Source organism: Pseudonocardia broussonetiae (assembly GCF_013155125.1).
Taxonomy (GTDB): Bacteria; Actinomycetota; Actinomycetes; order Mycobacteriales; family Pseudonocardiaceae; genus Pseudonocardia; species Pseudonocardia broussonetiae.
Genome location: NZ_CP053564.1, coordinates 6,162,968 through 6,183,264, shown reverse-complemented (window position 1 = coordinate 6,183,264; position 20,297 = coordinate 6,162,968). Strand labels below are relative to the sequence as shown.

At 74.2% G+C, this 20,297-nt stretch carries 16 protein-coding genes; 11 read left to right on the top strand and 5 right to left on the bottom strand.

Features of this window, described 5'->3' with window-relative positions:
- Nucleotides 1-3: 3 nt before the first annotated feature.
- Nucleotides 4-1,164 carry a DUF418 domain-containing protein gene (locus HOP40_RS30005; protein WP_172165278.1) on the bottom strand — a complete coding sequence of 387 codons (1,161 nt, stop codon included), beginning with the start codon at nucleotides 1,162-1,164 and terminating at the stop codon, nucleotides 4-6.
- Nucleotides 1,165-1,285: 121 nt separating this feature from the next.
- On the opposite strand from HOP40_RS30005, the gene HOP40_RS30000 reads away from it, so the two are divergent.
- Both HOP40_RS30000 and HOP40_RS29995 read left to right on the top strand, forming a co-directional pair.
- Entirely contained in the window at nucleotides 1,286-2,278 is a 993-nt protein-coding gene (locus HOP40_RS30000; RefSeq protein ID WP_240157363.1) for a malate dehydrogenase, read from the top strand.
- Between the two features lie 155 nt (nucleotides 2,279-2,433).
- A complete protein-coding gene (locus HOP40_RS29995) occupies nucleotides 2,434-3,321 on the top strand; it encodes an endonuclease domain-containing protein (protein ID WP_172165272.1) in 888 nt (295 codons plus the stop codon).
- 28 nt (nucleotides 3,322-3,349) lie between these two features.
- On the opposite strand, the gene treZ is transcribed toward HOP40_RS29995, so the two are convergent.
- Complete coding sequence (gene treZ, locus HOP40_RS29990; RefSeq protein WP_240157362.1) at nucleotides 3,350-5,089, bottom strand: malto-oligosyltrehalose trehalohydrolase; 1,740 nt, start codon at nucleotides 5,087-5,089, stop codon at nucleotides 3,350-3,352.
- A 72-nt stretch (nucleotides 5,090-5,161) separates the two neighbouring features.
- Here treZ and HOP40_RS29985 point away from each other — a divergent pair, with 72 nt between their 5' ends.
- Both HOP40_RS29985 and HOP40_RS29980 read left to right on the top strand, forming a co-directional pair.
- A complete protein-coding gene (locus tag HOP40_RS29985) occupies nucleotides 5,162-5,950 on the top strand; it encodes a glycoside hydrolase family 16 protein (RefSeq protein ID WP_172165269.1) in 789 nt (262 codons plus the stop codon).
- A 91-nt stretch (nucleotides 5,951-6,041) separates the two neighbouring features.
- A complete protein-coding gene (locus HOP40_RS29980) occupies nucleotides 6,042-6,890 on the top strand; it encodes a hypothetical protein (protein WP_172165266.1) in 849 nt (282 codons plus the stop codon).
- Between the two features lies 1 nt (nucleotide 6,891).
- Here HOP40_RS29980 and treY read toward each other — a convergent pair whose 3' ends face one another.
- Nucleotides 6,892-9,207, bottom strand: coding sequence for a malto-oligosyltrehalose synthase (gene treY / locus HOP40_RS29975; protein WP_172165263.1), 2,316 nt, complete (start codon nucleotides 9,205-9,207; stop codon nucleotides 6,892-6,894).
- 84 nt (nucleotides 9,208-9,291) lie between these two features.
- Between treY and HOP40_RS29970 the strand changes: the two genes are divergently transcribed.
- The 3 genes from HOP40_RS29970 to HOP40_RS29960 are packed head-to-tail and all read left to right on the top strand — an operon-like array spanning nucleotide 9,292 to nucleotide 12,920.
- Nucleotides 9,292-10,032, top strand: coding sequence for an IclR family transcriptional regulator (locus HOP40_RS29970; RefSeq protein WP_205346970.1), 741 nt, complete (start codon nucleotides 9,292-9,294; stop codon nucleotides 10,030-10,032).
- A 51-nt stretch (nucleotides 10,033-10,083) separates the two neighbouring features.
- Nucleotides 10,084-11,319 carry an MFS transporter gene (locus tag HOP40_RS29965; protein WP_172165260.1) on the top strand — a complete coding sequence of 412 codons (1,236 nt, stop codon included), beginning with the start codon at nucleotides 10,084-10,086 and terminating at the stop codon, nucleotides 11,317-11,319.
- Nucleotides 11,316-12,920, top strand: coding sequence for a thiamine pyrophosphate-dependent enzyme (locus HOP40_RS29960; protein ID WP_172165257.1), 1,605 nt, complete (start codon nucleotides 11,316-11,318; stop codon nucleotides 12,918-12,920). Before HOP40_RS29965 ends, HOP40_RS29960 begins: the two co-directional genes overlap by 4 nt.
- Before the next feature lie 13 nt (nucleotides 12,921-12,933).
- Here HOP40_RS29960 and glgX read toward each other — a convergent pair whose 3' ends face one another.
- A complete protein-coding gene (gene glgX / locus HOP40_RS29955; RefSeq protein WP_172169491.1) occupies nucleotides 12,934-15,102 on the bottom strand; it encodes a glycogen debranching protein GlgX in 2,169 nt (722 codons plus the stop codon).
- A 66-nt stretch (nucleotides 15,103-15,168) separates the two neighbouring features.
- Nucleotides 15,169-15,630, bottom strand: coding sequence for a PPOX class F420-dependent oxidoreductase (locus HOP40_RS29950; protein ID WP_172165254.1), 462 nt, complete (start codon nucleotides 15,628-15,630; stop codon nucleotides 15,169-15,171).
- Between the two features lie 41 nt (nucleotides 15,631-15,671).
- Here HOP40_RS29950 and HOP40_RS29945 point away from each other — a divergent pair, with 41 nt between their 5' ends.
- The 4 genes from HOP40_RS29945 to HOP40_RS29930 all read left to right on the top strand — a co-directional run bounded on the left by HOP40_RS29945 (nucleotide 15,672) and on the right by HOP40_RS29930 (nucleotide 20,218).
- Entirely contained in the window at nucleotides 15,672-16,112 is a 441-nt protein-coding gene (locus tag HOP40_RS29945) for an HIT family protein (RefSeq protein ID WP_172165251.1), read from the top strand.
- Between the two features lie 2 nt (nucleotides 16,113-16,114).
- Entirely contained in the window at nucleotides 16,115-16,735 is a 621-nt protein-coding gene (locus HOP40_RS29940) for a histidine phosphatase family protein (protein WP_172165248.1), read from the top strand.
- 61 nt (nucleotides 16,736-16,796) lie between these two features.
- The gene (locus tag HOP40_RS29935; RefSeq protein WP_172165245.1) at nucleotides 16,797-18,023 is read left to right on the top strand and encodes an MFS transporter; all 1,227 of its coding nucleotides are present in this window, start codon (nucleotides 16,797-16,799) and stop codon (nucleotides 18,021-18,023) included.
- Between the two features lie 836 nt (nucleotides 18,024-18,859).
- A complete protein-coding gene (locus tag HOP40_RS29930) occupies nucleotides 18,860-20,218 on the top strand; it encodes a sensor domain-containing diguanylate cyclase (protein WP_172165242.1) in 1,359 nt (452 codons plus the stop codon).
- Nucleotides 20,219-20,297: the final 79 nt, after the last annotated feature.

The following is a 20,297-nucleotide window of genomic DNA, read 5'->3' as shown; positions in this document are numbered from 1 at the left end:
ACGCTACCGGCGCCCGGCCCCGTACGTCAGGCGCCGCAGCAGCGTCTCGGCCGGCCCGCGGACGCCGGCCCGCTCCGACACCACCGCGACGCCCAGCACGACCAGCCACGTCAGGACGGCGATCACCAGCGCCTGCGTGACGCTCGCCCGCTCGCCGAGGGCGAGGGTCCACGCCGGCATGAGCACCACGAACGCCACCGACTGCGCGAGGTAGCACGACAGCGACCGCCGCCCGCCCGCGACGAGCGCGCCCGCCACCGGCCCCGGGGCCCGGAGCGCGAGCAGCCCGAACAGCGCCGCGTACCCGGCCCCGCCGCCGAACCCGCCGACGGCGTGCAGCCCGGCGCCGAGCACCAGCGCCCCGACCCCCTGCGGCACGAGCCCGGCCGCGGCGAGCCCGAACGGCAGGCCCAGCACGACCGCGGCCACGAGCCCGCCGACGGCCACCCGCACCAGCAGCGCGCGGTGCGCGGCCGGCTCGTCGAGCATCCGCCGGCGCGCGGCCCACGCCCCGAGCGCGACCATCCCGAACACCGCGACGGCCTGCAGCACGAACCCGCTCGACAGCCACTCGACGGCCCGCAGCACGAGCGCGAACGCCGGGTCGGGCTGCGCGACCGAGCGCAGCGCGAGCGCCTCCTCGGGCAGCGGCAGCCCGCTGAGCAGCGAGATCAGGGTCGACACCACCAGGCCGACGACCGCGAGCACGAGCAGCGTCCGGTCCGACCCCGCGACCAGCACCCCGGCCAGCACGACGGCGACCAGCCCGTACGCGCCGACGATGTCCCCGGAGAACAGCAGCACGCCGTGCAGGAACCCGATGCCGACCAGGACGAGCCCGCGCCGGCGCACCAGCGCCGTGACGACGTCGGCGGGCAGCCCCACCTGCGCCCGCCGCCACGCGAGCTGGGTGATGCCGTAGCCGAACAGCAGGGCGAACAGCGGGTAGGCGCGGCCGTCGACGAGCAGCATCTGCGCGAGCACGACGGCGCGGTCGAGGGCGTCGAAGCCACCGGGGTAGGACCGCAGGCCCGCGCCCGGCGCGTAGAGCCAGGTGTGGACGTTGGCCAGCGCGATGAGCAGCAGCATCCCGCCGCGGGCGAGGTCGGGGGCGAGGGCGCGCGCCGAGGTCGGGGTGGCGCCGGGATCGGCCGCGGTCGTCATGCCCGACAGCCTCCCAGCCGGGCCGCCCGGGCAGGTCCGGCGGTGTGTCGCTGCGCACTCCGGGGGCCGGGTGTGCCGCCCGTCGCGGCGGCCGGGGGCGTCGAGGGCTAGATTCCCTGCCGTGTCTGCGCCTACCGCCCCCGTCAACGTCGTCGTCACCGGAGCCGCCGGACAGATCGGCTACGCGCTGCTCTTCCGCATCGCGTCCGGCCAGCTGCTCGGACCGGACACCCCGGTCCGGCTGCGCCTCCTGGAGATCCCGCAGGCGGTGAAGGCCGCCGAGGGCGTCGCGCTCGAGCTCGAGGACTGCGCCTTCCCGCTGCTGTCGGGCATCGACATCACCGACGACGCCACCGCCGCCTTCGACGGCGCCAACGTCGGCCTGCTCGTCGGCGCGCGCCCCCGCACCAAGGGCATGGAGCGCGGTGACCTCCTCGAGGCCAACGGCGGCATCTTCGCCCCGCAGGGCCGCGCGATCAACGCCGGTGCCGCCGACGACATCCGCGTCCTCGTGGTCGGCAATCCGGCCAACACCAACGCCCTCATCGCCTCGGCCGCCGCGCCCGACGTGCCCGCCGAGCGCTTCACGGCCATGACCCGCCTCGACCACAACCGCGCGCTCGCGCAGCTGTCGTCGAAGCTCGGCGTGCCGCTGACCGACATCAAGAAGCTCACGATCTGGGGCAACCACTCCGCCACCCAGTACCCCGACCTCTACCACGCCGAGGTCGGCGGCAAGATCGCCGCGGAGCAGGTCGAGGAGTCCTGGCTGCGCGACGAGTTCATCCCGCGCGTCGCCAAGCGCGGCGCCGAGATCATCGAGGTGCGCGGCGCGTCGTCGGCCGCGTCGGCCGCCAACGCCGCCATCGACCACGTCCACGACTGGGTCAACGGCACCCCCGAGGGTGACTGGACCTCCGCCGCCATCCCGTCCGACGGCTCCTACGGCGTCGCCGAGGGCATCATCTCCTCGTTCCCGGTCACCTCGGTGAACGGCGAGTGGAAGATCGTCCAGGGCCTGGAGATCAACGACTTCTCCCGCGAGCGGATCGACGCCAGCGTCGCCGAGCTCGTGGAGGAGCGCGAGGCCGTGAAGGGTCTCGGCCTGCTCTGACCCCGGCTCCCGACGGCCCCGCTCCGGTTGGAGCGGGGCCGTCGTGCGTCCGGCACACCATCGCTGTCGTGGACGCTCCGCAGAACCGTGGTGTGCCGAACGCGGGTCCCGCGGAACACCCACGGGCGGCACGTCGGAGGTGCACCCTGCCGTGCGTGGGCGTGACGGGCTGGCCGGAGGTGTTCCGGGGGTCGGAGGCAGTGGCCGCCGGGCTGGTGACGTGGGGCCGGCTGCGCGGACCGCGGTTCGTCCGGCTGTTCCCCGACGTCTACGCGCCCGTGGGCGAGCATCCGCCCGACCTGGCGCTGCGGGCGCGCGCTGCGGGCCTGCTCGTCGGGGAGCGCGGCGCGGTCTCGGGGTGGGCGGCGGCCGAGCTGCTCGGCGCCTCCTGCGGCCCGCGCGACGCGCCCGTCGAGGTGACCACGACCGGCCTGCGTGTGCGGGAGCACCCGGGTCTGGTGGTGCGCCGGGAGCGGATCGCGCCGGGAGAGCTGACGAGCGTGGGCGGCGTCCGCGTCACCGGCGCACTGCGCACGGCGTACGGACTCGCGCGGCGGCTCGACCTCGTCGAGGGCGTCGTGGCCGTGGACCGGCTGGCCAACCGGCACAGGTTCCCGCCGGACCTGCTGCTCAACTTCCTCACGCACTACCCGCGGGCGATCGGCAACCCTCGCGTGATCGACGTCCTGGCGCACGCGAACCCGTACTCCGGCTCGCCGATGGAGTCGCGGCTGCGGATGCTGCTGGAGCTCGCCGGGCTGCCCCGGCCCCGGGTGCAGTGGGTGGTGCAGGACCCGGCGGCGCGCACGGCGGTCTGGCTCGACCTCGCGTACCCGCACGCGAAGGTCGCGATCGAGTACGAGGGTGGGGAGCACACCACCCCTGAGGGCGTGCTCCGCGACGCCGCCCGCTACACGCGGCTCGTCAGCCGCGGTTGGCGCATCTTGCGGTACACGAGGTTCGACGTCCGGGACGGGGCACAGCGGATCGTCGAGGAGGTCGGCCGCGCGATCGGTGCACCACTGCTGCCGGAACGGCACTGAACAGCCGTGGCGCACCGAACGCGGCGCGTCAGCCCACCTGCACGACCGCGAACGACTCCGGCCGCAGCGTCAGCGCCTCGTCGTCCCCCTCGGTCGGCTCGCTGGCCAGCAGGATCCGGCGCACGGGGGCGTTGAGGGCGAGCGTGACGGGGTCGGGGCCCAGGTTGCACGCCACCCGCAGGCGGCCGCGGTGCAGGACGACGGTGCGGGCGTCCTCGTCGATGTCCACCTCCACCTCGTCGAGCCACGGGTCCGACAGCTCGGCGTGCTCGCGGCGCAGCGCGATCAGCTGACGGTGCACCTGCAGGAGGGTGGCGTGCGGCTCCTGGAGCTGCTCGTCCCAGTCGAGCTTCGAGTCGGTGAACGTCGACTCGGCGTTGGGGTCGGGCACCTCCACGTCGCCCCAGCCGTGCTCGGCGAACTCCGCGGTGCGGCCCTTCCGGACGGCCTCGCGCAGCGCCGGGTCGGGGAAGTGGGAGAAGAACTGCCACGGCGTCCGCGCGCCCCACTCCTCGCCCATGAACAGCATCGGCGTGAACGGCGAGCCGAACAGCAGCGCGGCGCCGCAGGCCAGCAGGCCGGGGGAGAGGGTCTGGGTGAGGCGGTCGCCGGTGGCGCGGTTGCCGATCTGGTCGTGGTTCTGCAGGTAGGCGAGGAAGCGGTGGCCGGGGACGCGGCGGGTGTCGACGGGCGCGCCGTGCAGCCGCTGGCGGAAGCTCGACCACGTGCCCTCGTGCAGGAACGCGCGGGTGAACACGTGCGCGAGCCCGGTGAGGCCGGCGGTGGCGAAGTCGGCGTAGTAGCCCTGTCCCTCGCCGGTGAGCGTGGAGTGCAGCGAGTGGTGGATGTCGTCGCACCACTGGGCGTGCAGGCCGTAGCCGCCGCCCTCGCGGGCCGTGACCAGCCGCGCGTCGTTGAGGTCGGACTCGGCGATCAGCGACAGCGGGCGCCCCACGTGCGTCGCCAGCGCCTCCACCTCGATCGCGAGCTGTTCGAGCACGTGCGTGGCGCGCTCGTCGTGCAGCGCGTGGACGGCGTCGAGGCGCAGCCCGTCGACGTGGAAGTCGCGCAGCCACATCAGCGCGTTCTCGATGACGTAGCGGCGCACGGGCTCGGAGTGGGCCTTGTCGAGGTTGACCGACGGGCCCCAGATGTTGCTGCCCGAGAAGTACGGCGCGAACTTGTCGAGGTAGGCGCCGGACGGCCCGAGGTGGTTGTAGACGACGTCGAGCACGACGCCCATCCCGCGCAGGTGGCAGGCGTCGACGAAGCGCTTGAACGCGTCGGGGCCGCCGTAGTTCTCGGTGACGGCGTACCAGCCGACGCCGTCGTAGCCCCAGTTGCGCGGGCCGTCGACGGCGTTGACGGGCAGCACCTCCACCATGTCGACGCCGAGCGCGGCGAGGTGGTCGAGCTTGCCGATCGCGGAGTCGAAGGTGCCCTCGCCGGTGAACGTGCCGATGTGCAGCTCGTAGAGGACGGCGCCGGGCAGCGCGCGACCGGTCCACATGCGGTCCTGCCAGCGGTGCGCGCCCTCGTCGTAGAGCCGCGAGGCGCCGTGCACGCCGGTCGGCTGCCACCGCGAGCGCGGGTCGGGCAGCGGGGTCTCGTCGTCGTCGAGCAGGAAGGCGTAGGCCGTGCCGGGTTCGGCGCCGTCGACGTCGGCCCGCCACCAGCCGGCGCCGTCGCGGGTCATGGGGTGGGTCGTGCCGTCGACGAGCACGCGTACCTGGTTGCGGTGCGGGGCCCACACCTCGAAATCCGTCACGCGCGAATCCTGCCGGTTGGACGCCCCGGCCGCTGGGCGCGCCGGGTGTGGGTCTGCTGACAGGATGCCGGGGTGATCCCGGACCTCGAGGAGCGGTTCACCGGAGGCTCGCTCGACGAGAGCGTGTGGACCCCCGCCTACCTGCCCGCCTGGAGCTCGCGCGAGGCCGCGGCCGCCGCCTACCGGCTGGACCCCGACGGCCTGCACCTGACGATCCCCGACGACCACCCGCTGTGGTGCCCGGACCTGCACGACGGGCCGCTGCGGGTGTCGGCGGTGCAGACGGGCAACCGGTCGGGGCCGGTGGGGAGCACGCAGGGCCAGCAGCCCTTCCGCGAGGGCCTGGTCGTCGCGCAGGAGCAGCCCGCGCCGGGGCGCGACCCGTGGGGCTTCACCCCGCACCACGGCCGGGTCGCGGTCAGGTGCCGGGCCGAGCTCGGCCCGCGGTCGATGTTCTCGGCCTGGATGGTCGGCATCGAGGACCGGCCCGAGCGCAGCGGCGAGATCTGCCTCGTCGAGGTGTTCGGCGACGCGCTCGGTGAGGGCACCGCCCGGGTCGGCAGCGGCATCCACCCGTTCCGCGACCCGGCGCTGCACGAGGAGTTCTCCGCGGACCCGATGGACGTCGACGTGGCCGTGCTCCACGAGTACGCGGTCGAGTGGCGGCCCGACGGCGTCGACTTCCTCGTCGACGGCCGGGTGGTCCGCTCCAGCCGCCAGTCCCCGGACTACCCGATGTTGTTGATCATCGGACTGTTCGACTTCCCCGACCGGGCGGTGCCCGAGCGCGTCGAACCGCCACCGGAACTGGTCGTCCGGTCGGTTACCGGACATACCCCTTTCGGACGAGCGCCGGCCTGAGAGAACGGGCGGTGGTCACCCGGGAGTCGGCCGCGCGACGCCTCGTGTTCACCCATACGATGCCGTCCCAGGCACTGCACGGGGAGGGCGCATGGCGGGACACCGACGCGGTCAGGACGACACGACCTGGCGCGCCCCCGCGCCGAGCCTGCCCCGGGCGCTGGCCGTCACCGCGTTCGTGCTCGGACTGCTCAGCATCGGTCTGCCCAACATCGCCCCGGACGTCGACGTCCTGTCCGCACCCGGCTCACCGGTGCGGCTGTTCTTCGGCGTCTCCGAGGAGATGAACCTCCCGACGTTCTTCAGCGTCATGACGTTCCTCGCCCCGGCCTGCGTCCTCGCGCTGGCCGGCGTGCTGGCCGGGGGCCGGATACGCGCGCCGTTCCTGGTGGTGGCGCTCCTGCTCGCGCTGCTCGGGTTCGACGACTTCGCCGCGCTGCACGAGCACCTCAAGGCGCTGGGCGACCTCATGGCCGAGGGCGACCTCGGGGCGTTCGAGTACGCCTGGGTGCTGCCGGGCGCCGTCATCGGGGCCGGGGTGGTGTGGGCGTTCTGGCGCCTGGCGACGCGGCTGCGCGGCGCTCCCCGGCGCGACCTGCTGCTCGGCATCGCGGTGTTCTTCGTCGCGTCGCTGGGGTTCGAGACCGTCAACGGGTTCCTCGACCGCCCCGGCCTCGACGGCGTCCCGCTGCAGGTCGGCACGCACGTCGAGGAGGTCACCGAGGACCTCGGCATGATCATCGTGCTGCGGGGTGCGCTCGGCCTGGTCCAGGTCCGCCGCGCGCGCGGCTCGGTCGCACTGCGGGTGGCCGACCCCTCGCTCGTCGAGGGCGGCCCGACCGGGGACGACGAGCCGGCCGCGCCGGCCGCGCCCGCGGCTCCCGCCGCCGTCGACGCGGCCGAGACCGACCGGATCCCGGTGGTCTCGGCCCGGTCGTGAGCTACTCCGGGCGCACCAGCAGCGCCACCGGGTAACGGGCGAGCAGCGTGCCCAGCGCGGGTGCCGAGCCGTCGACGGCGGTGCCGCTGACGACGTCGTGCCAGTCGGTGGCCGCGTCGGGCAGCGGGAGGACGGTGTCGCCCCAGCCGCCGCGCTCGGCGAGCCCGACCGGCAGCCGCGTCGCCACGGCCACCAGCGACGACGAGCGCGAGAACGCGACCGCGTGCCCGGCGGCGGGACCCTGCGCGGGCACGGTGCGGTAGCCGTCGAACAGCCCGGGGCGACGGCGCCGCAGCCGCAGCGCGGCGATCGTCACGAGCAGCTTCGCCGCCCCCTCGGCGTCGACGTCGGGCAGCCAGCCCCCGTCGAGCCGGGCCAGCAGGTCCCGGCGCACGTCCCAGTCGATCGGGCGGCGGTTGTCGGGGTCGACGAGCGAGTACTCGAACAGCTCCGTGCCCTGGTACACGTCCGGCACGCCGGGCGCGGCGATCTGCAGCAGCTTCTGCCCCAGCGAGTTGACCCGGCCCGGCCCGGAGATCCGCCCGACGAACTCCTCGATCTCGGCGACGAGCGCGGCGTCGCCCATCACGGCCGCGGGCCACGCGGCGACCGCCTCGTCGACCTCGGCGACGGCCTCGACGTGGCTGGTGACGAGCTTGGCCTCCTTCGACGCCTTGCCCAGGTAGGCCGCCATCCGCTCGACCGAGATGGGCCAGGCGCCGACCAGGTTCTGCCAGGCCAGCAGGTCCAGCGAGCGGTCGGGCAGCGGGTGGGCCGCGGACCAGCGGCGGAACCTGTCGGCCCACTCGCCGGGGATCTCGGCGAGCACGGCCAGGCGCGCGCGGACGTCCTCGGAGCGCTTGGCGTCGTGCGTCGACAGGGTGGTCATCGTGGCGGGCCAGGAGGCCTCGCGGACGGCGAGCGCGGTGTGGAACTCGCGGGGGGAGACCCCGAAGCGGGCCGGGTCGCCGCCGACCTCGTTGAGCGCGACGAACCGGTTCCAGCGGTAGAACGCGGTGTCCTCGACGCCCTTGGCCATGACCATGCCGGAGGTCTGCTGGACGCGGGTGGCGAGCTCGGCGCCCGGCTCGGCGAGCATCGTGGTGCGGATCGCCTCCAGGACCTCGGCCAGGTCGGGGCGGTGCGTGCGGGCCACCGAGACGGCGGTGTCGAGCGCGTCGCGGCCCTCGGGCAGGTAGGAGCGGTAGACCGGGAACCCGCAGAGCAGCTCGGCGACGGCGTCTTCGACGCTCGTGAGCGCAAAACGTGGCTCTGGCCCGGTTTGCCACGCACGGGCGGCGGTCGCCGCGATCCGGCGCACCTCGGCGGCCAGGATCGTGCCGGCCACCTCGCGGCGGGCGTCGTGCTCGGCGGCGTGCAGGCTCTGCTTCCCGCCGGTGTGCTCGGCGGCGAGCTGGGTGAGCAGGCCGGCGCCGTCGGGGTCGACGAACAGCCCCTGCACCTCGCGCAGCGCCTCGTAGCCGGAGGTGCCGTCGACCGGCCAGGACGCCGGCAGGTCCTCGCCGACGCCGAGGATCTTCTCGACCAGCAGCCACCGGTCGGGCCCGATGGCCGCGCGCAGGAGCCGCATGTAGGTGCCGGGTTCGGCCAGGCCGTCGGGGTGGTCGACGCGGATGCCGTCGACGTCGCCCGCCTCGACCCAGCGCAGCACCTCGCGGTGGGTCTTCTCGAAGATCTCCGGGACCTCGACGCGCACGGCGGCGAGCGTGGAGACGTCGAAGAAGCGGCGGTAGGTGAGCTCGGCGGCGCCGCGCTTCCAGTGCACGAGCCGGTAGTGCTGGCGCTCGTGCACCTCCTGCGGGGTGCCCTCGCCCGTGCCGGGGGCGATCGGGAAGGCGTGCTCGTAGTAGCGCAGCTCGCCGTCGACGTCGGTGAGGTCGTCGACCGAGTCGTCGCCCAGGATCGGGAGCAGGATCGGGCCCGCGTCCCAGTCGATGTCGAACGTTCCGGCGTGCTCGGACTCCCGGCCCAGCCGCAGCACGTCCCACCACCACGGGTTGGCCTTCGCGTTCTCCACTCCCACGTGGTTGGGCACGATGTCCAGGACGAACCCGAGGCCGGCCGCGCGCACGGCGTCGACGAGCCGTCGCCTGCCCTCCTCGCCGCCGCGCTCGGCCGAGACGCGGGTCGGGTCGACGACGTCGTAGCCGTGGTTCGAGCCCGCGCCGGACTCCAGCAGCGGGGAGGCGTAGAGGGCTCCGACGCCGAGGGCGTCGAGGTAGGGGACCAGGCCGACGGCATCGTCGAAGGTGGTGTCCTTCGAGAACTGCAGCCGGTAGGTGGACGACGGGGCCACGGTTCTCCGAGCATCTGGCACGCGCGAGAACCTATCCGACGACCCCGTTCCCGGCCGGGCGAGCGGGCCCTACCCTCGGTCCGCGTGAGCCCCGCCACGCGCTCGGTGCTGGGCCGGGGCCTGGCCGTCCTCGGCACGTTCGCCCCGGACCGCCCCGAGCAGACCCTCGCCGCGATCGCGCAGGCGTCCGGGCTGCCCTCGGCCACCGCGTACCGGCTGGTGGCGGAGCTCGTCGGGTGGGGCGCGCTGGAGAAGGTGGGCCGCGGGCGCTACCGGGTCGGGATGCGGCTGTGGGAGGTCGGGTCGCTCGCGCCCGTCGCGCGGGGGCTGCGCGACGCCGCGCTGCCCGTGCTGCAGGAGCTGTGCGCCGTCACCGGGCACCCGGTGCACCTGGTCGTCCTCGACGGCGAGCACGCCCTGTTCCTGGAGCGGCTGGCCGGGCACGCGCCGCTCGCGCTGCGCTCGCAGGTGGGCAAGCGCCTGCCGCTGCACGCCAGCGGACCGGGGAAGGTCCTGCTCGCCCACGCCCCCGCGGAGGTGCTGGACGCGGTGCTGGCCACCGGGCTCCCGCGCGTCGCGTCGGGCACGATCACCGACCCGGCGCGCCTGGCCGCCGCGCTGGCCGAGATCCGGCGCACCGGCTCCTGCCTCTCGCGCGAGGAGATGACGGACGGGGCGGCGTCGGTGGCCGCGCCGGTCGTCGGGCCGTCGGGGGAGGTGCTGGCCGGCATCTCGGTCGTGGTGCCCAGCGACACCGAGAACCTCACGCTGCTCGTGCCCGCGGTGCGGATGGCGGCCGGCGCGATCTCGCGCGCTCTCCACTGAGTGGGAACTGCCCCTGACCGGCAAGAGCGGGCGGAGTCAGACTCCCCGGCCATGACAACGGAGTCGGTAGCGCGGTCGCAGGTCGGAGCGGGGTGGGTGCGCCCCCTCTGCTGGGCGGCGGTCGCCCTCGAGGGGTACGACATCGTCGTCCTCGGGGCGGTGCTGCCGGCCCTGCTGAAGAGCGACTGGGGGCTCGACCCCAACTCCGGCGCGCTGATCTCGGTCGTCGGCCTGCTGGGGATCATGGTGGGGGCGCTGGCGATCGGGCCGGTCGCCGACGTCATCGGGCGGCGGCGCACGATGCTGCTCACCGTCGTCGGGTTCTCGGTGCTGACGCTGGCCTGCGCGTTCGCGCCGGGCCCGGAGGTGTTCGGGCTGCTGCGCTTCCTCGCCGGCCTCGGTCTCGGCGGGGTGCTGCCGGTGGCGCTGGCGATGGTCACCGAGTACGCACCGCCCGGCGGTTCGGGCAGCGCGACGACGGTCCTCATGACCGGCTACCACGTGGGCGCGGTCGCCACGGCGCTGCTCGGGATCGCCGTGATCCCGACGCTGGGCTGGCCCGCGATGTTCGTGATCGGCGCGCTACCGGCGCTCGTGCTCGTGCCGCTGCTGTGGCGGTTCCTGCCCGAGTCGGTCGACTTCCTGCGGGCCCGCGAGCCCGGGCGGGCCGCCCCGGATGCCCCGGCCCCGGCCGACCCCGTCCGGGCGCTGTTCCGCGACGGCTACCTGCGCGCCACGCTCGCCTTCTGGGTCACCTCGGTCATGGGCCTGCTGCTCGTCTACGGGCTCAACACCTGGCTGCCGCAGATCATGATCTCCGCGGGCTACGAGCTCAACGCCTCGCTCGCCCTGCTGCTCACGCTCAACGCGGGTGCGGTGATCGGCCTGCTCGTCGCCGGCCGCGTGGCCGACCGCATCGGCACCCGCCTCGCCACGATCACCTGGTTCGCGCTCGGCGCGCTGTTCCTGGCCCTGCTGAGCATCCGGCTGCCCGGGATCGGGGTCTACGTCAGCGTGCTGCTGGCCGGCATCTTCGTGTTCAGCGCGCAGGTGCTCTGCTACGCCTTCGTCGGCCAGCACTACCCGGCCGCGGTGCGCGGCACGGCGCTGGGCAGCGTCAGCGGGGTGGGCCGGATCGGCGCGATCGCGGGCCCGCTGATCGGCGGCGCGCTGCTGACGGCCGGGGTCGCCTACCCGTGGGGCTTCTACATCTTCGCCGGCGTGGCCGCGGTGGGCGCCCTCGCGGTCGCGGTGGTCGTCGGCGGCGGGCGGAGGGCGCAGGCGTGACGCGCACCGTCCGCGACGCGACCTTCGACGCCCTGCGCCGCCACGACCTCACCACCGTCTTCGCCAACCCCGGGTCGACGGAGATCGCGCTGCTCACCGGCCTGCCGCCGGACCTGGAGTTCGTGCTCGCCCTGCACGAGGGCTCGGTGGTCGGCATGGCCACCGGCTACGCCACCGCGCGCGACCGGCCCGCGCTCGCCGTCCTGCACACCACGGCCGGGCTGGGCAACGCGGTCGGCGCGCTCGCGACGGCCCGGGTCAACCGGGTGCCGCTGGTCGTGCTCGTCGGCCAGCAGGACCGCCGCCACCTCGCGTACCGGCCGTTCCTCGCCGGCGACCTCGACGGACTGGCCGGCAGCTACCCGGTGTGGGTCGGGCGCCCCGAGCGCCCCCAGGACGTCCCCGGGATGGTCGTGCGGGCCCGGCACGAGGCGGTGACCGGCCGCGGCCCGGCGCTGGTGGTGGTGCCGAGCGACGACTGGTCCGCCCCCGCCGACGACGACGAGCGCCCCGCTCCCGCGGTCCTGCGACACGCCGCGGCCGCCGACCCGGCCGCGGTGGCCGAGCTGGCCGCGCTGGTCGACGCGGCGGCCGCGCCCGCGCTGGTGGTGGGCTCCGACGCCGACCACCCCGACACCTGGGCGGCGCTGGTCGCTCTGGTCGACTGCCTGGGCTGCCCGGTGTGGCAGGAGCCGTTCGCCGCGCGGGCGGGCTTCCCGCAGGACCACCCGCGGTTCGCCGGGCACCTCCCCGCGGGGCGCGCCCGGCTGCGCGCCGCCCTGGCCGGGCACGACCTGGTGCTCGCCGTGGGGGCGCCGGTGTTCCGCCAGTACCCCTACGAGCCGGGCCCGCTGGTGGAGCCGGGCACCCGGGTCGCCCTGGTCACCGACGACGCCGAGGACGCCCACCACAGCGCCGCCGACCTCGCCCTGCTCGCCCCGCCCGCCGCGGTGTGCCGGGCCCTGGCCGACGCCGTGGCGGCGCGTCCGGGCACGGCGGTCACGACCCCGGACCGCACGGGCCCGGCGGCCCCGGGGCCGGGGGAGCCGCTGCGCGCGGCCCACGTGCTCGCCGCGCTCGCCGCCCGCCTGCCCGCGGAGTCGGTGGTGGTGGAGGAGACGCCGTCGAGCCGCCCCGACCTGCACCGGCTGCTGCCCGCCCGGCGCCCGCTGGGGTTCCTCAGCGCCGCGATGGGCGGGCTCGGGTTCGCGCTGCCCGCGGCGGTCGGCGTGCGGATGGGGCGGCCGGGAACGCCCGTCGTCGCCGTGGTGGGGGACGGGTCCTCGCTCTACGGGATCCAGGCCCTGTGGAGCGCCGCGCACTACGGCGTCGGTGTGCTCGTCGTCGTGCTCGCCAACGGCCGGTACGCGGTGATGGACCGCCTCGCCGAGCAGCACGGCGGCGGCCGGGCCCCGTGGCCGGCGTTCGACGAGGTCAGCGTCTCCGGTCTGGCGGAGTCGCTGGGCTGCCCGGCCCGGCGGGTCGAGGACCACGACGACCTGCTCGCGGTCCTCGACGCCGAGGTGCCCGGTCTCGCCGCCCGGCGCACCCCCCTCGTCCTGGACGTGGTGGTGGCGCCGGACGCCGGGTTCGCGCCCTAGTGCCGGAGACCGGTCACGGCCCCTCGGTGCGCTGGAAGACGACGAGCGAGCGGGCCGTGACGGTGAACGTGTCGCCCGCGCCGACCGTGTCGGGCTCGGCCGCCGCCATGCCCGGCGCGGTGGCCAGCGTGGTGACGATCCCGGTCGTGGTGTCGACGACGACCGCCCAGCGCGACCCGTACCGGGAACCGGGCAGCACGACGTCGATGTCCTCGTAGTGGGCGTTGAGGGCGATCACGAACGAGTCGTCGACGACCCGCTCGCCGCGCGCGTCGACGTCGAAGATGCCCTCGCCGTTGAGGAAGACCGTGACGCACTTGCCGAACCCGGAGTCCCAGTCCTGCTCGGTCATCTCCTCGCCGGTGGGGGTGAACCAGGCGATGTCGGGCAGGGCGGCCGCGGCGTCGGCGCGGCGGCGCGGGCCGATCGGGCGCCCGGCGAAGAAGCGGCGGCGCCGGAACACCGGGTGCGCGTGGCGCAGCGCCACCATGCCGGCGGTGAAGCCGATCAGCGGCGCGTTCTTGCCCGCCAGCGACCAGTCGACCCAGGCGATCTCGCTGTCCTGGCAGTAGACGTTGTTGTTGCCGTTCTGCGTGCGGCCGAGCTCGTCGCCGTGCAGCAGCATCGGCACGCCCTGGCTGATGAGCATCGTGGCGATGATGTTGCGCTGCTGGCGGGCGCGGAGCTCGAGGACGGCCTCGTCGTCGGTGGGGCCCTCGACGCCGCAGTTCCAGGAGCGGTTGTGGCTCTCGCCGTCGTTGTTGTCCTCGCCGTTGGCCTCGTTGTGCTTCTCGTTGTAGGACACGAGGTCGTTGAGGGTGAAGCCGTCGTGCGCGGTGACGAAGTTGATCGAGGCGAACGGGCGCCGGCCGTCGTTCTGGTAGAGGTCGGAGCTGCCGGTGAGGCGCTGGGCGAACTCGCCGAGCGTGCCGGGCTCGCCGCGCCAGAAGTCACGGACCGTGTCGCGGTACTTGCCGTTCCACTCCGTCCACAGCGGCGGGAAGTTGCCGACCTGGTAGCCGCCGGGGCCGACGTCCCACGGCTCGGCGATGAGCTTGGCCTGGCTGATCACCGGGTCCTGCTGCACGAGGTCGAAGAAGACCGACAGCCGGTCGACGTCGTAGAACTCGCGGGCCAGGGTGGACGCGAGGTCGAACCGGAAGCCGTCGACGTGCATCTCGGTGACCCAGTACCGCAGCGAGTCCATGATCAGCTGCAGGGTGTGCGGGTTGCGGACGTTGAGCGAGTTGCCGGTGCCCGTGTAGTCCATGTAGTAGCGCTGGTCGTCCTCGACCACGCGGTAGTACGCGTGGTTGTCGATGCCGCGCATGGACAGCGTCGGGCCCATGTCGTTGCCCTCGGCGGTGTGGTTGTAGACCACGTCGAGGATCACCTCGATGCCCGCGTCGTGCAGGTCGCGGACCATCGCCTTGAACTCCTGCACCTGGTTGCCGGGGCGGTTGTTGCCCATGGCGTAGGCGTGGTGCGGCGCGAGGAACGCGACGGTGTTGTAGCCCCAGTAGTTGGAGAGGCCCTTCTCCTGCAGGTGGTGGTCGTTGAGGAACTCGTGCACCGGCATGAGCTCGACGGCCGTGACGCCCAGGTTCTTCAGGTGCTCGATCATCGCCGGGTGCGCGAGGCCCGTGTAGGTGCCGCGCAGGGGCTCGGGGATGTCGGGGTGGGCGATCGTGAGGCCGCGGACGTGCGCCTCGTAGATGACCGACTCGTTGTACGGGATCTTCGGCGGGCGGTCGGAGCCCCAGTCGAAGAACGGGTTGACGACGACGGACTTGGGCACGAACGGCGCCGAATCGGCGTCGTTGCGGGTGTCGGGGTCGGAGAACTGGTAGCCGAACACGGCCTCGTCCCACTTGACCGGGCCGTCGAGGGCCTTGGCGTAGGGGTCGATGAGCAGCTTGTGCGGGTTGCACCGCAGGCCCTGGCCCGGGTCGTGCGGGCCGTGCACGCGGAAGCCGTAGCGCTGCCCCGGCTCGACGGTGGGGAGGTACCCGTGCCAGACGAAGCCGTCGACCTCGGTGAGCGGGACGCGCTTCTCGTCGCCGTCCTCGTCGAACAGGCAGAGCTCGACCTTCTCCGCGACCTCGGAGAAGAGGGCGAAGTTCGTGCCGGCGCCGTCGTAGGTGGCACCCAGGGGATAGGCGTGACCCGGCCACGGCCGCATGCTGTTCTCGCAATCGCTCGGTTCGGACAACGGCGAGAGGCTACCGGGGCGGTCCGACGGTCCGCGTCACGCGAGCCGCGCGGGGAACCCTCCGGTCGCGATCGGGCTCCACCGCGTGGGGGTGATCCGGATGAGCGCCTTGCCCTGGTCGGTCATCGCGCGCCGGTACTCGTCCCAGTCGGGGTGCTCGCCCGAGATCGACCGGAAGTACTCCACGAGCGGCTCCACGGCGTCGGGCAGTTCGAGCAGCTCGGCGTCCCCGTCCACCTGCACCCACGCCCCGTCGAAGTCCTCGGACAGCACCACCACCGACGCCCTCCCGTGCCGGGCGACGTTGCGCGACTTGGCGCGCTCCGGGTAGGTCGCGATCACGATCCGGCCCTCGGCGTCGACGCCCGAGGTGACGGGGGAGCCCTGCCAGCCGCCGTCGGAGCGCGGTGTCAGCAGGATCACGTGGTGGCGGGGTCGCAGGAACTCCAGCAGCTCCCCGCGGTCGACGGTCGTGTTCGTCGCGACGGTTCTGGCCATGGCCGGGACCCTAACCGCGGCGCGGCTAGGGTGTCGGGTCTATGACCACCGTGTTCACGAAGATCATCGACGGCGACCTGCCCGGCCGGTTCGTCTGGGCCGACGACCTCGCCGTCGGCTTCCTCTCGATCAACCCGCTCGCCCCCGGGCACGTGCTGGTCGTGCCGCGGGCCGAGGTCGACCACTGGGTCGACGCCGACGCCGCCCTGCTCGCGCACCTCACGACCGTGGCGCACGCGATCGGCGAGGCCGTGCGGACCGTGTACGACCCGCCGCGCGTCGGGCTGCTCGTCGCCGGGTTCGAGGTGCCCCACCTGCACCTGCACGTGTTCCCCGCCGCCGACATGGCCGCCTTCGACTTCGCGAACGCCGCCTCCTCGGTCGACGCGGCCGAGCAGGACGGGCACCGCGACGCGCTGCGCGCCGCCCTGCGCGACGCGGGCCACGGCGCGCACGTGCCCGCCGACGACCCCGCAGCCTGACGGTGCAGCTCGTCCTGGTCCGGCACGCCCTGCCCGAGCGCGTCGACGGTGCCGCGGGCGCCGGAACGGCCGACCCGCCGCTCACGGCCCACGGCGAGGCGCAGGCCCGCCGCGTCGTCGACGCGGTGTCCGGCGACGCCGTGGAGGCGCTCTATGTCAGCCCGATGGCCCGCGCGCGCGCCACGGCGGCGCCGCTGGCCGCCGCGCTGGGCGTCGACCCGGTGGTGGTCCACGACCTGCGCGAGTACGACGCCGACTCCCCGCACTACGTCCCGGTGCACGAGATGCCGGTCGCCGACCCCGCGGGCTGGGCGCGGATCGTGGCCGGGCTGCTGCCCGAGGGCGTCGACGTCCCGGCGTTCACCGGGCGCGTCACCGACGCGCTGGAGCGGATCGTCGCCGACCACCCGGGGCGCGGCACAGTCGTGGTCGTCGCGCACGCGGGCGTCGTCAACTGCTTCCTGGCGCACCTGCTCGGCATCGACCGGCCGCTCGCCTTCCCGCTCGACTACACCGGGATCAGCCGCGTCGTGGCCACCCGCGACGGGCGCAGGCTGGTGCGGACGGTCAACGAGATCGCGCACGTCGCCGACCTGCTGACCCCCACGGCGGGCACCACCTGACCCGTTCGGCGTGACGCGGAGCGCACACGTGCCTACTCTCGGTCGGGGCGGGGGGAACCGGATGGCGGACAGGGCACTCGGGCAGGTCTTCGCGGTGCGGGAGTACCGCACCGTGTGGATCGCGGACCTGCTCTCGGTGGGCGGCGACCAGCTCGCGCGGGTGGCGCTCGCCGTCCTCGTCTACGGGCGCACCGGGTCGGCGGCGTGGGCCGCGGCCACCTACGCGCTGACGTTCCTGCCGGCGATCGTCGGCGGCGTCCTGCTCTCCGGGCTCGCCGACCGCTTCCCGCGCCGCGAGGTCCTCGTCGTCACCGACGTCGTGCGGGCCGGGCTCGTCGCGGTGATGGCGATCCCGCAGATCCCGCTCGCGGTGCTGTGCGCGCTGCTCGTCGTCGTGGTGCTGCTGGGGGCGCCGCACACCGCGGCGCGCGGCGCCCTGCTGCCCGAGCTCCTGCCCGGCGACCTCTACGAGCGCGGCCTCGCCGTCTCCCAGATCACCGGCCAGACCGCCCAGGTCGTCGGGTTCGCGGCCGGGGGGCTGCTGGTGGCGGCGGTCAGCCCGTCGTCGGCGCTGCTGCTGGACGCGGTCACGTTCCTGGTGGCCGGGCTCCTGTTCCGCCTCGGGCTGGTCCGGCGGCCCCGCGCCGACGCCGCACCGCGCTCGCCCGGGCGCGACCTGCTCGCCGGCGTCGTCGACGTCGCCACCGACCGGCGGCGCCGCGCCCTGGTGCTGCTCGTGTGGATGGTCGGCCTGTACGTCGTGCCCGAGGCGCTGGCCGCGCCGTACGCCGACCAGATCGGCGCCGGTCCGGCCGTCGTCGGGCTGCTGATGGCCGCCGACCCGCTCGGCAGCGTGCTCGGGGCCTGGCTGTTCGTGCGGTTCGTGCCGCCGGACCGGCGCGCGCGCCTGATCGGCGTGCTCGCCGTCGCCGCCGGGCTGCCCCTGCTGTTCACGGCGCTGGTCCCGCCCGTCCCGGTCGCGCTGCTGCTCTGGGGCGTGTCCGGGATGGCGTCGACCGCGTACGTCATGCAGGCCCAGGCGTCGTTCGTCCGGGCCACCCCGGCCGCGATCCGCGGACGCGCCATCGGCGTCGCTGCGTCCGGCATCGTCGCGGGCCAGGGTGTGGCGGTGCTGGCCGGCGGGGTGCTCGCCGACCTCACGACCCCGTCCACGGCCGTCGCCCTGTGCGCGGCCGCGGGTGTGGTCGTGGCGCTCGGCGGGGCGCTGGCGTGGCGGTCCGCCTCGGCGGACGACCAAGCCATGCGACCCCTGCCGGTCACGACCTGACGCCTCAGTTCCCGTCCTTGCTCACGGCGTTCCTCTCGTCGGGGTGCTTGCGGTCAGTTCCAGTCCTTGCTCACGACGTGCTCCTCTCGTGGGTGCGGGCGGGGGTCGGGGTGATCAGTTCCAGTCCTTGCTCACTGGCTCGTCCTTCCTCTGGTCGGGGCGGGGTGCGGGTCGTCAGTTCCAGTCCTTGCTCACTGGCTGCTCCTCTCGTGGGTGCGGGCGGCGGTCGGGGTGATCAGTTCCAGTCCTTGCTCACGTAGCGCTCCTTCCTCTGGTGCGGGCGGGTGGTGGGGACGGTCAGTTCCAGTCCTTGCTCACCGGTGGCTCCCTCCGGGGCGTGGGGGCGGGGCGGGCGGTTCTCAGTTCCAGTCCTTGCTCACGGCGTGCTCCTCTCGTCGTCGCGTCCGGGGGTCGCCGTTCAGTTCCAGTCCTTGCTCATTCCGTCCCTCCTTCCTGGATCAGTCGAATAGTCCGTTTCGCGATCGCGGAACGCCATTTCCGCAGTTCACGCGCAGGGGTGTGCGGGCCGCCGTGCGTGCCCGGCCCGGTGTCCCGCGGCCGGCACCGGCGATGACGCGCGCCTCCCCTCCCCGTGTGCGACGATCGACCCGGTGATCCCTGCGCACGGGATCAGCGTCGCCGACGGCGTGCCGTGAGCGGTCAGGATGGACCGCAAGGACTGCAGACGACCGATGTTCTTAGGCTGTTCGGCCTAACAAGGATCGCGTCTTGCTACGGCGAACGGAACGGTTCGGAACCAGCTCGTGACCGGGGATGACGCGGTGCCTGCGTCTCGGCTAGCGTCGGGGGGCACGCACGGGTGATCAAGGAGACCGATGAGTCCTGGCCGGAGCACGGCGGGTGCCGGGCCGGGCTCGGGCCTACCGGGATTCGTCGCGGGCTGGGCCATCTGGAACCTGCCCGCGCGATTGATGGCCGCCGTTCTCACGGTCGAGATCACCGCCGTCGCGCTCGTGCTCGTGCTCGCCGTCGGAGAGCCCGGGCCGGATTCCCGCACGATCCGCGACGTGGTCCTGCTCGTCGTCTTCGGGCTCCTGCACACCGAGATCGCGCACGGGGTCGAGCGGGTGCGCCGGCGCGTCAACGGCGAGGTCCACGTCAACCTGAGCTCGGTGTGGTTCTTCGCCGCCACCGTGCTGCTGCCACCGGTCTGGGCGGCGCTGGTCGCGGTCGTCGTGCACCTGCACCTGTGGCTGCGGTCGGCGCGGCCCCGCAACCCGCTGTTCAAGCACGTCTTCAGCTCGGCGACCGTGGTCCTGTCCTGCATGTCCGCGTCCGGGGTCATGTCGGCGGTCGCCGCCGACGGCACGGGCGACCGCGGTGACGTCTACGTCCTGGCGCTCGGCGTGCTGGTGTTCCTCACCGTCAACACGGCGCTGGTGGCCGGCGTCATCGCCGTCAACTCCCCGCAGACCGACGTCGCGTCGATCGTGGGGGAGTGGGACGAGAACCTGCTCGAGATCGCCACGCTCTGCCTGGGCGCGCTCGCGGCCGCCGCGATCGCGATCAACCCGTGGCTCGTGGCGTTCATCTTCCCGCCGCTGCTCGTGCTGCACCGGGCCGTGCTCGTGCGGCAGCTCGAGGTCGCGGCCAACACCGACGGCAAGACCGGCCTGCTCAACGCCGCCGCCTGGCACACCCAGGCCGAGCGCGAGCTGCGCCGGGCCGAGCGGCGCTCCGGGCCGCGCGCGGTGCTGGTGATCGACCTCGACCACTTCAAGGCCGTCAACGACACCCACGGCCACCTCGCGGGCGACCGCGTGCTGGCCGCCGTCGCCGACGCGCTCAACGCCGAGGTCCGCGACCGCGACCTCGTCGGGCGCTTCGGCGGCGAGGAGTTCGTCGTGCTGCTCGGCGCGCTGGGGGAGCCCGGCACGGGCGGCGGTGAGCTGCAGACCGTCGCCGAGCGGATCCGCAGCCGGATCGCCGCGCTGCGCGTCGAGATGCCCACCGCCGACGGCCCGCTCACCGTGGCCGGGCTCAGCGCGTCGGTCGGCTGCGCGCTCTACCCCGACGACGGGCGGGAGCTGCGCGACCTGCTGCAGGTGGCCGACACCGCGCTCTACGCCGCGAAGCGCGCCGGGCGCAACGTCGTGCGGATGGGCATCCAGCCGCCCGCCCCGCAGCCCCTCCTGGCGGAGGACTCCCCGCAGGGGCGTCGCTACGGACAGTGATTAGCCGCACGTCCGGTTCCACCCCGTCGTGCGACGACCTCCACCCTGACACGTCGGCCGCCGCTCACTAGCCTTCGGT

Bases quoted from the DNA above. Each gene is read 5' to 3' on its own strand.
- HOP40_RS30005 (WP_172165278.1), bottom strand. From the start codon at position 1,164: ATGACGACCGCGGCCGATCCCGGCGCCACCCCGACCTCGGCGCGCGCC.
- HOP40_RS29980 (WP_172165266.1), top strand. From the start codon at position 6,042: ATGGCGGGACACCGACGCGGTCAGGACGACACGACCTGGCGCGCCCCC.
- HOP40_RS29965 (WP_172165260.1), top strand. From the start codon at position 10,084: ATGACAACGGAGTCGGTAGCGCGGTCGCAGGTCGGAGCGGGGTGGGTG.
- glgX (WP_172169491.1), bottom strand. From the start codon at position 15,102: ATGCGGCCGTGGCCGGGTCACGCCTATCCCCTGGGTGCCACCTACGAC.
- HOP40_RS29950 (WP_172165254.1), bottom strand. From the start codon at position 15,630: ATGGCCAGAACCGTCGCGACGAACACGACCGTCGACCGCGGGGAGCTG.
- HOP40_RS29945 (WP_172165251.1), top strand. From the start codon at position 15,672: ATGACCACCGTGTTCACGAAGATCATCGACGGCGACCTGCCCGGCCGG.
- HOP40_RS29935 (WP_172165245.1), top strand. From the start codon at position 16,797: ATGGCGGACAGGGCACTCGGGCAGGTCTTCGCGGTGCGGGAGTACCGC.
- HOP40_RS29930 (WP_172165242.1), top strand. From the start codon at position 18,860: ATGAGTCCTGGCCGGAGCACGGCGGGTGCCGGGCCGGGCTCGGGCCTA.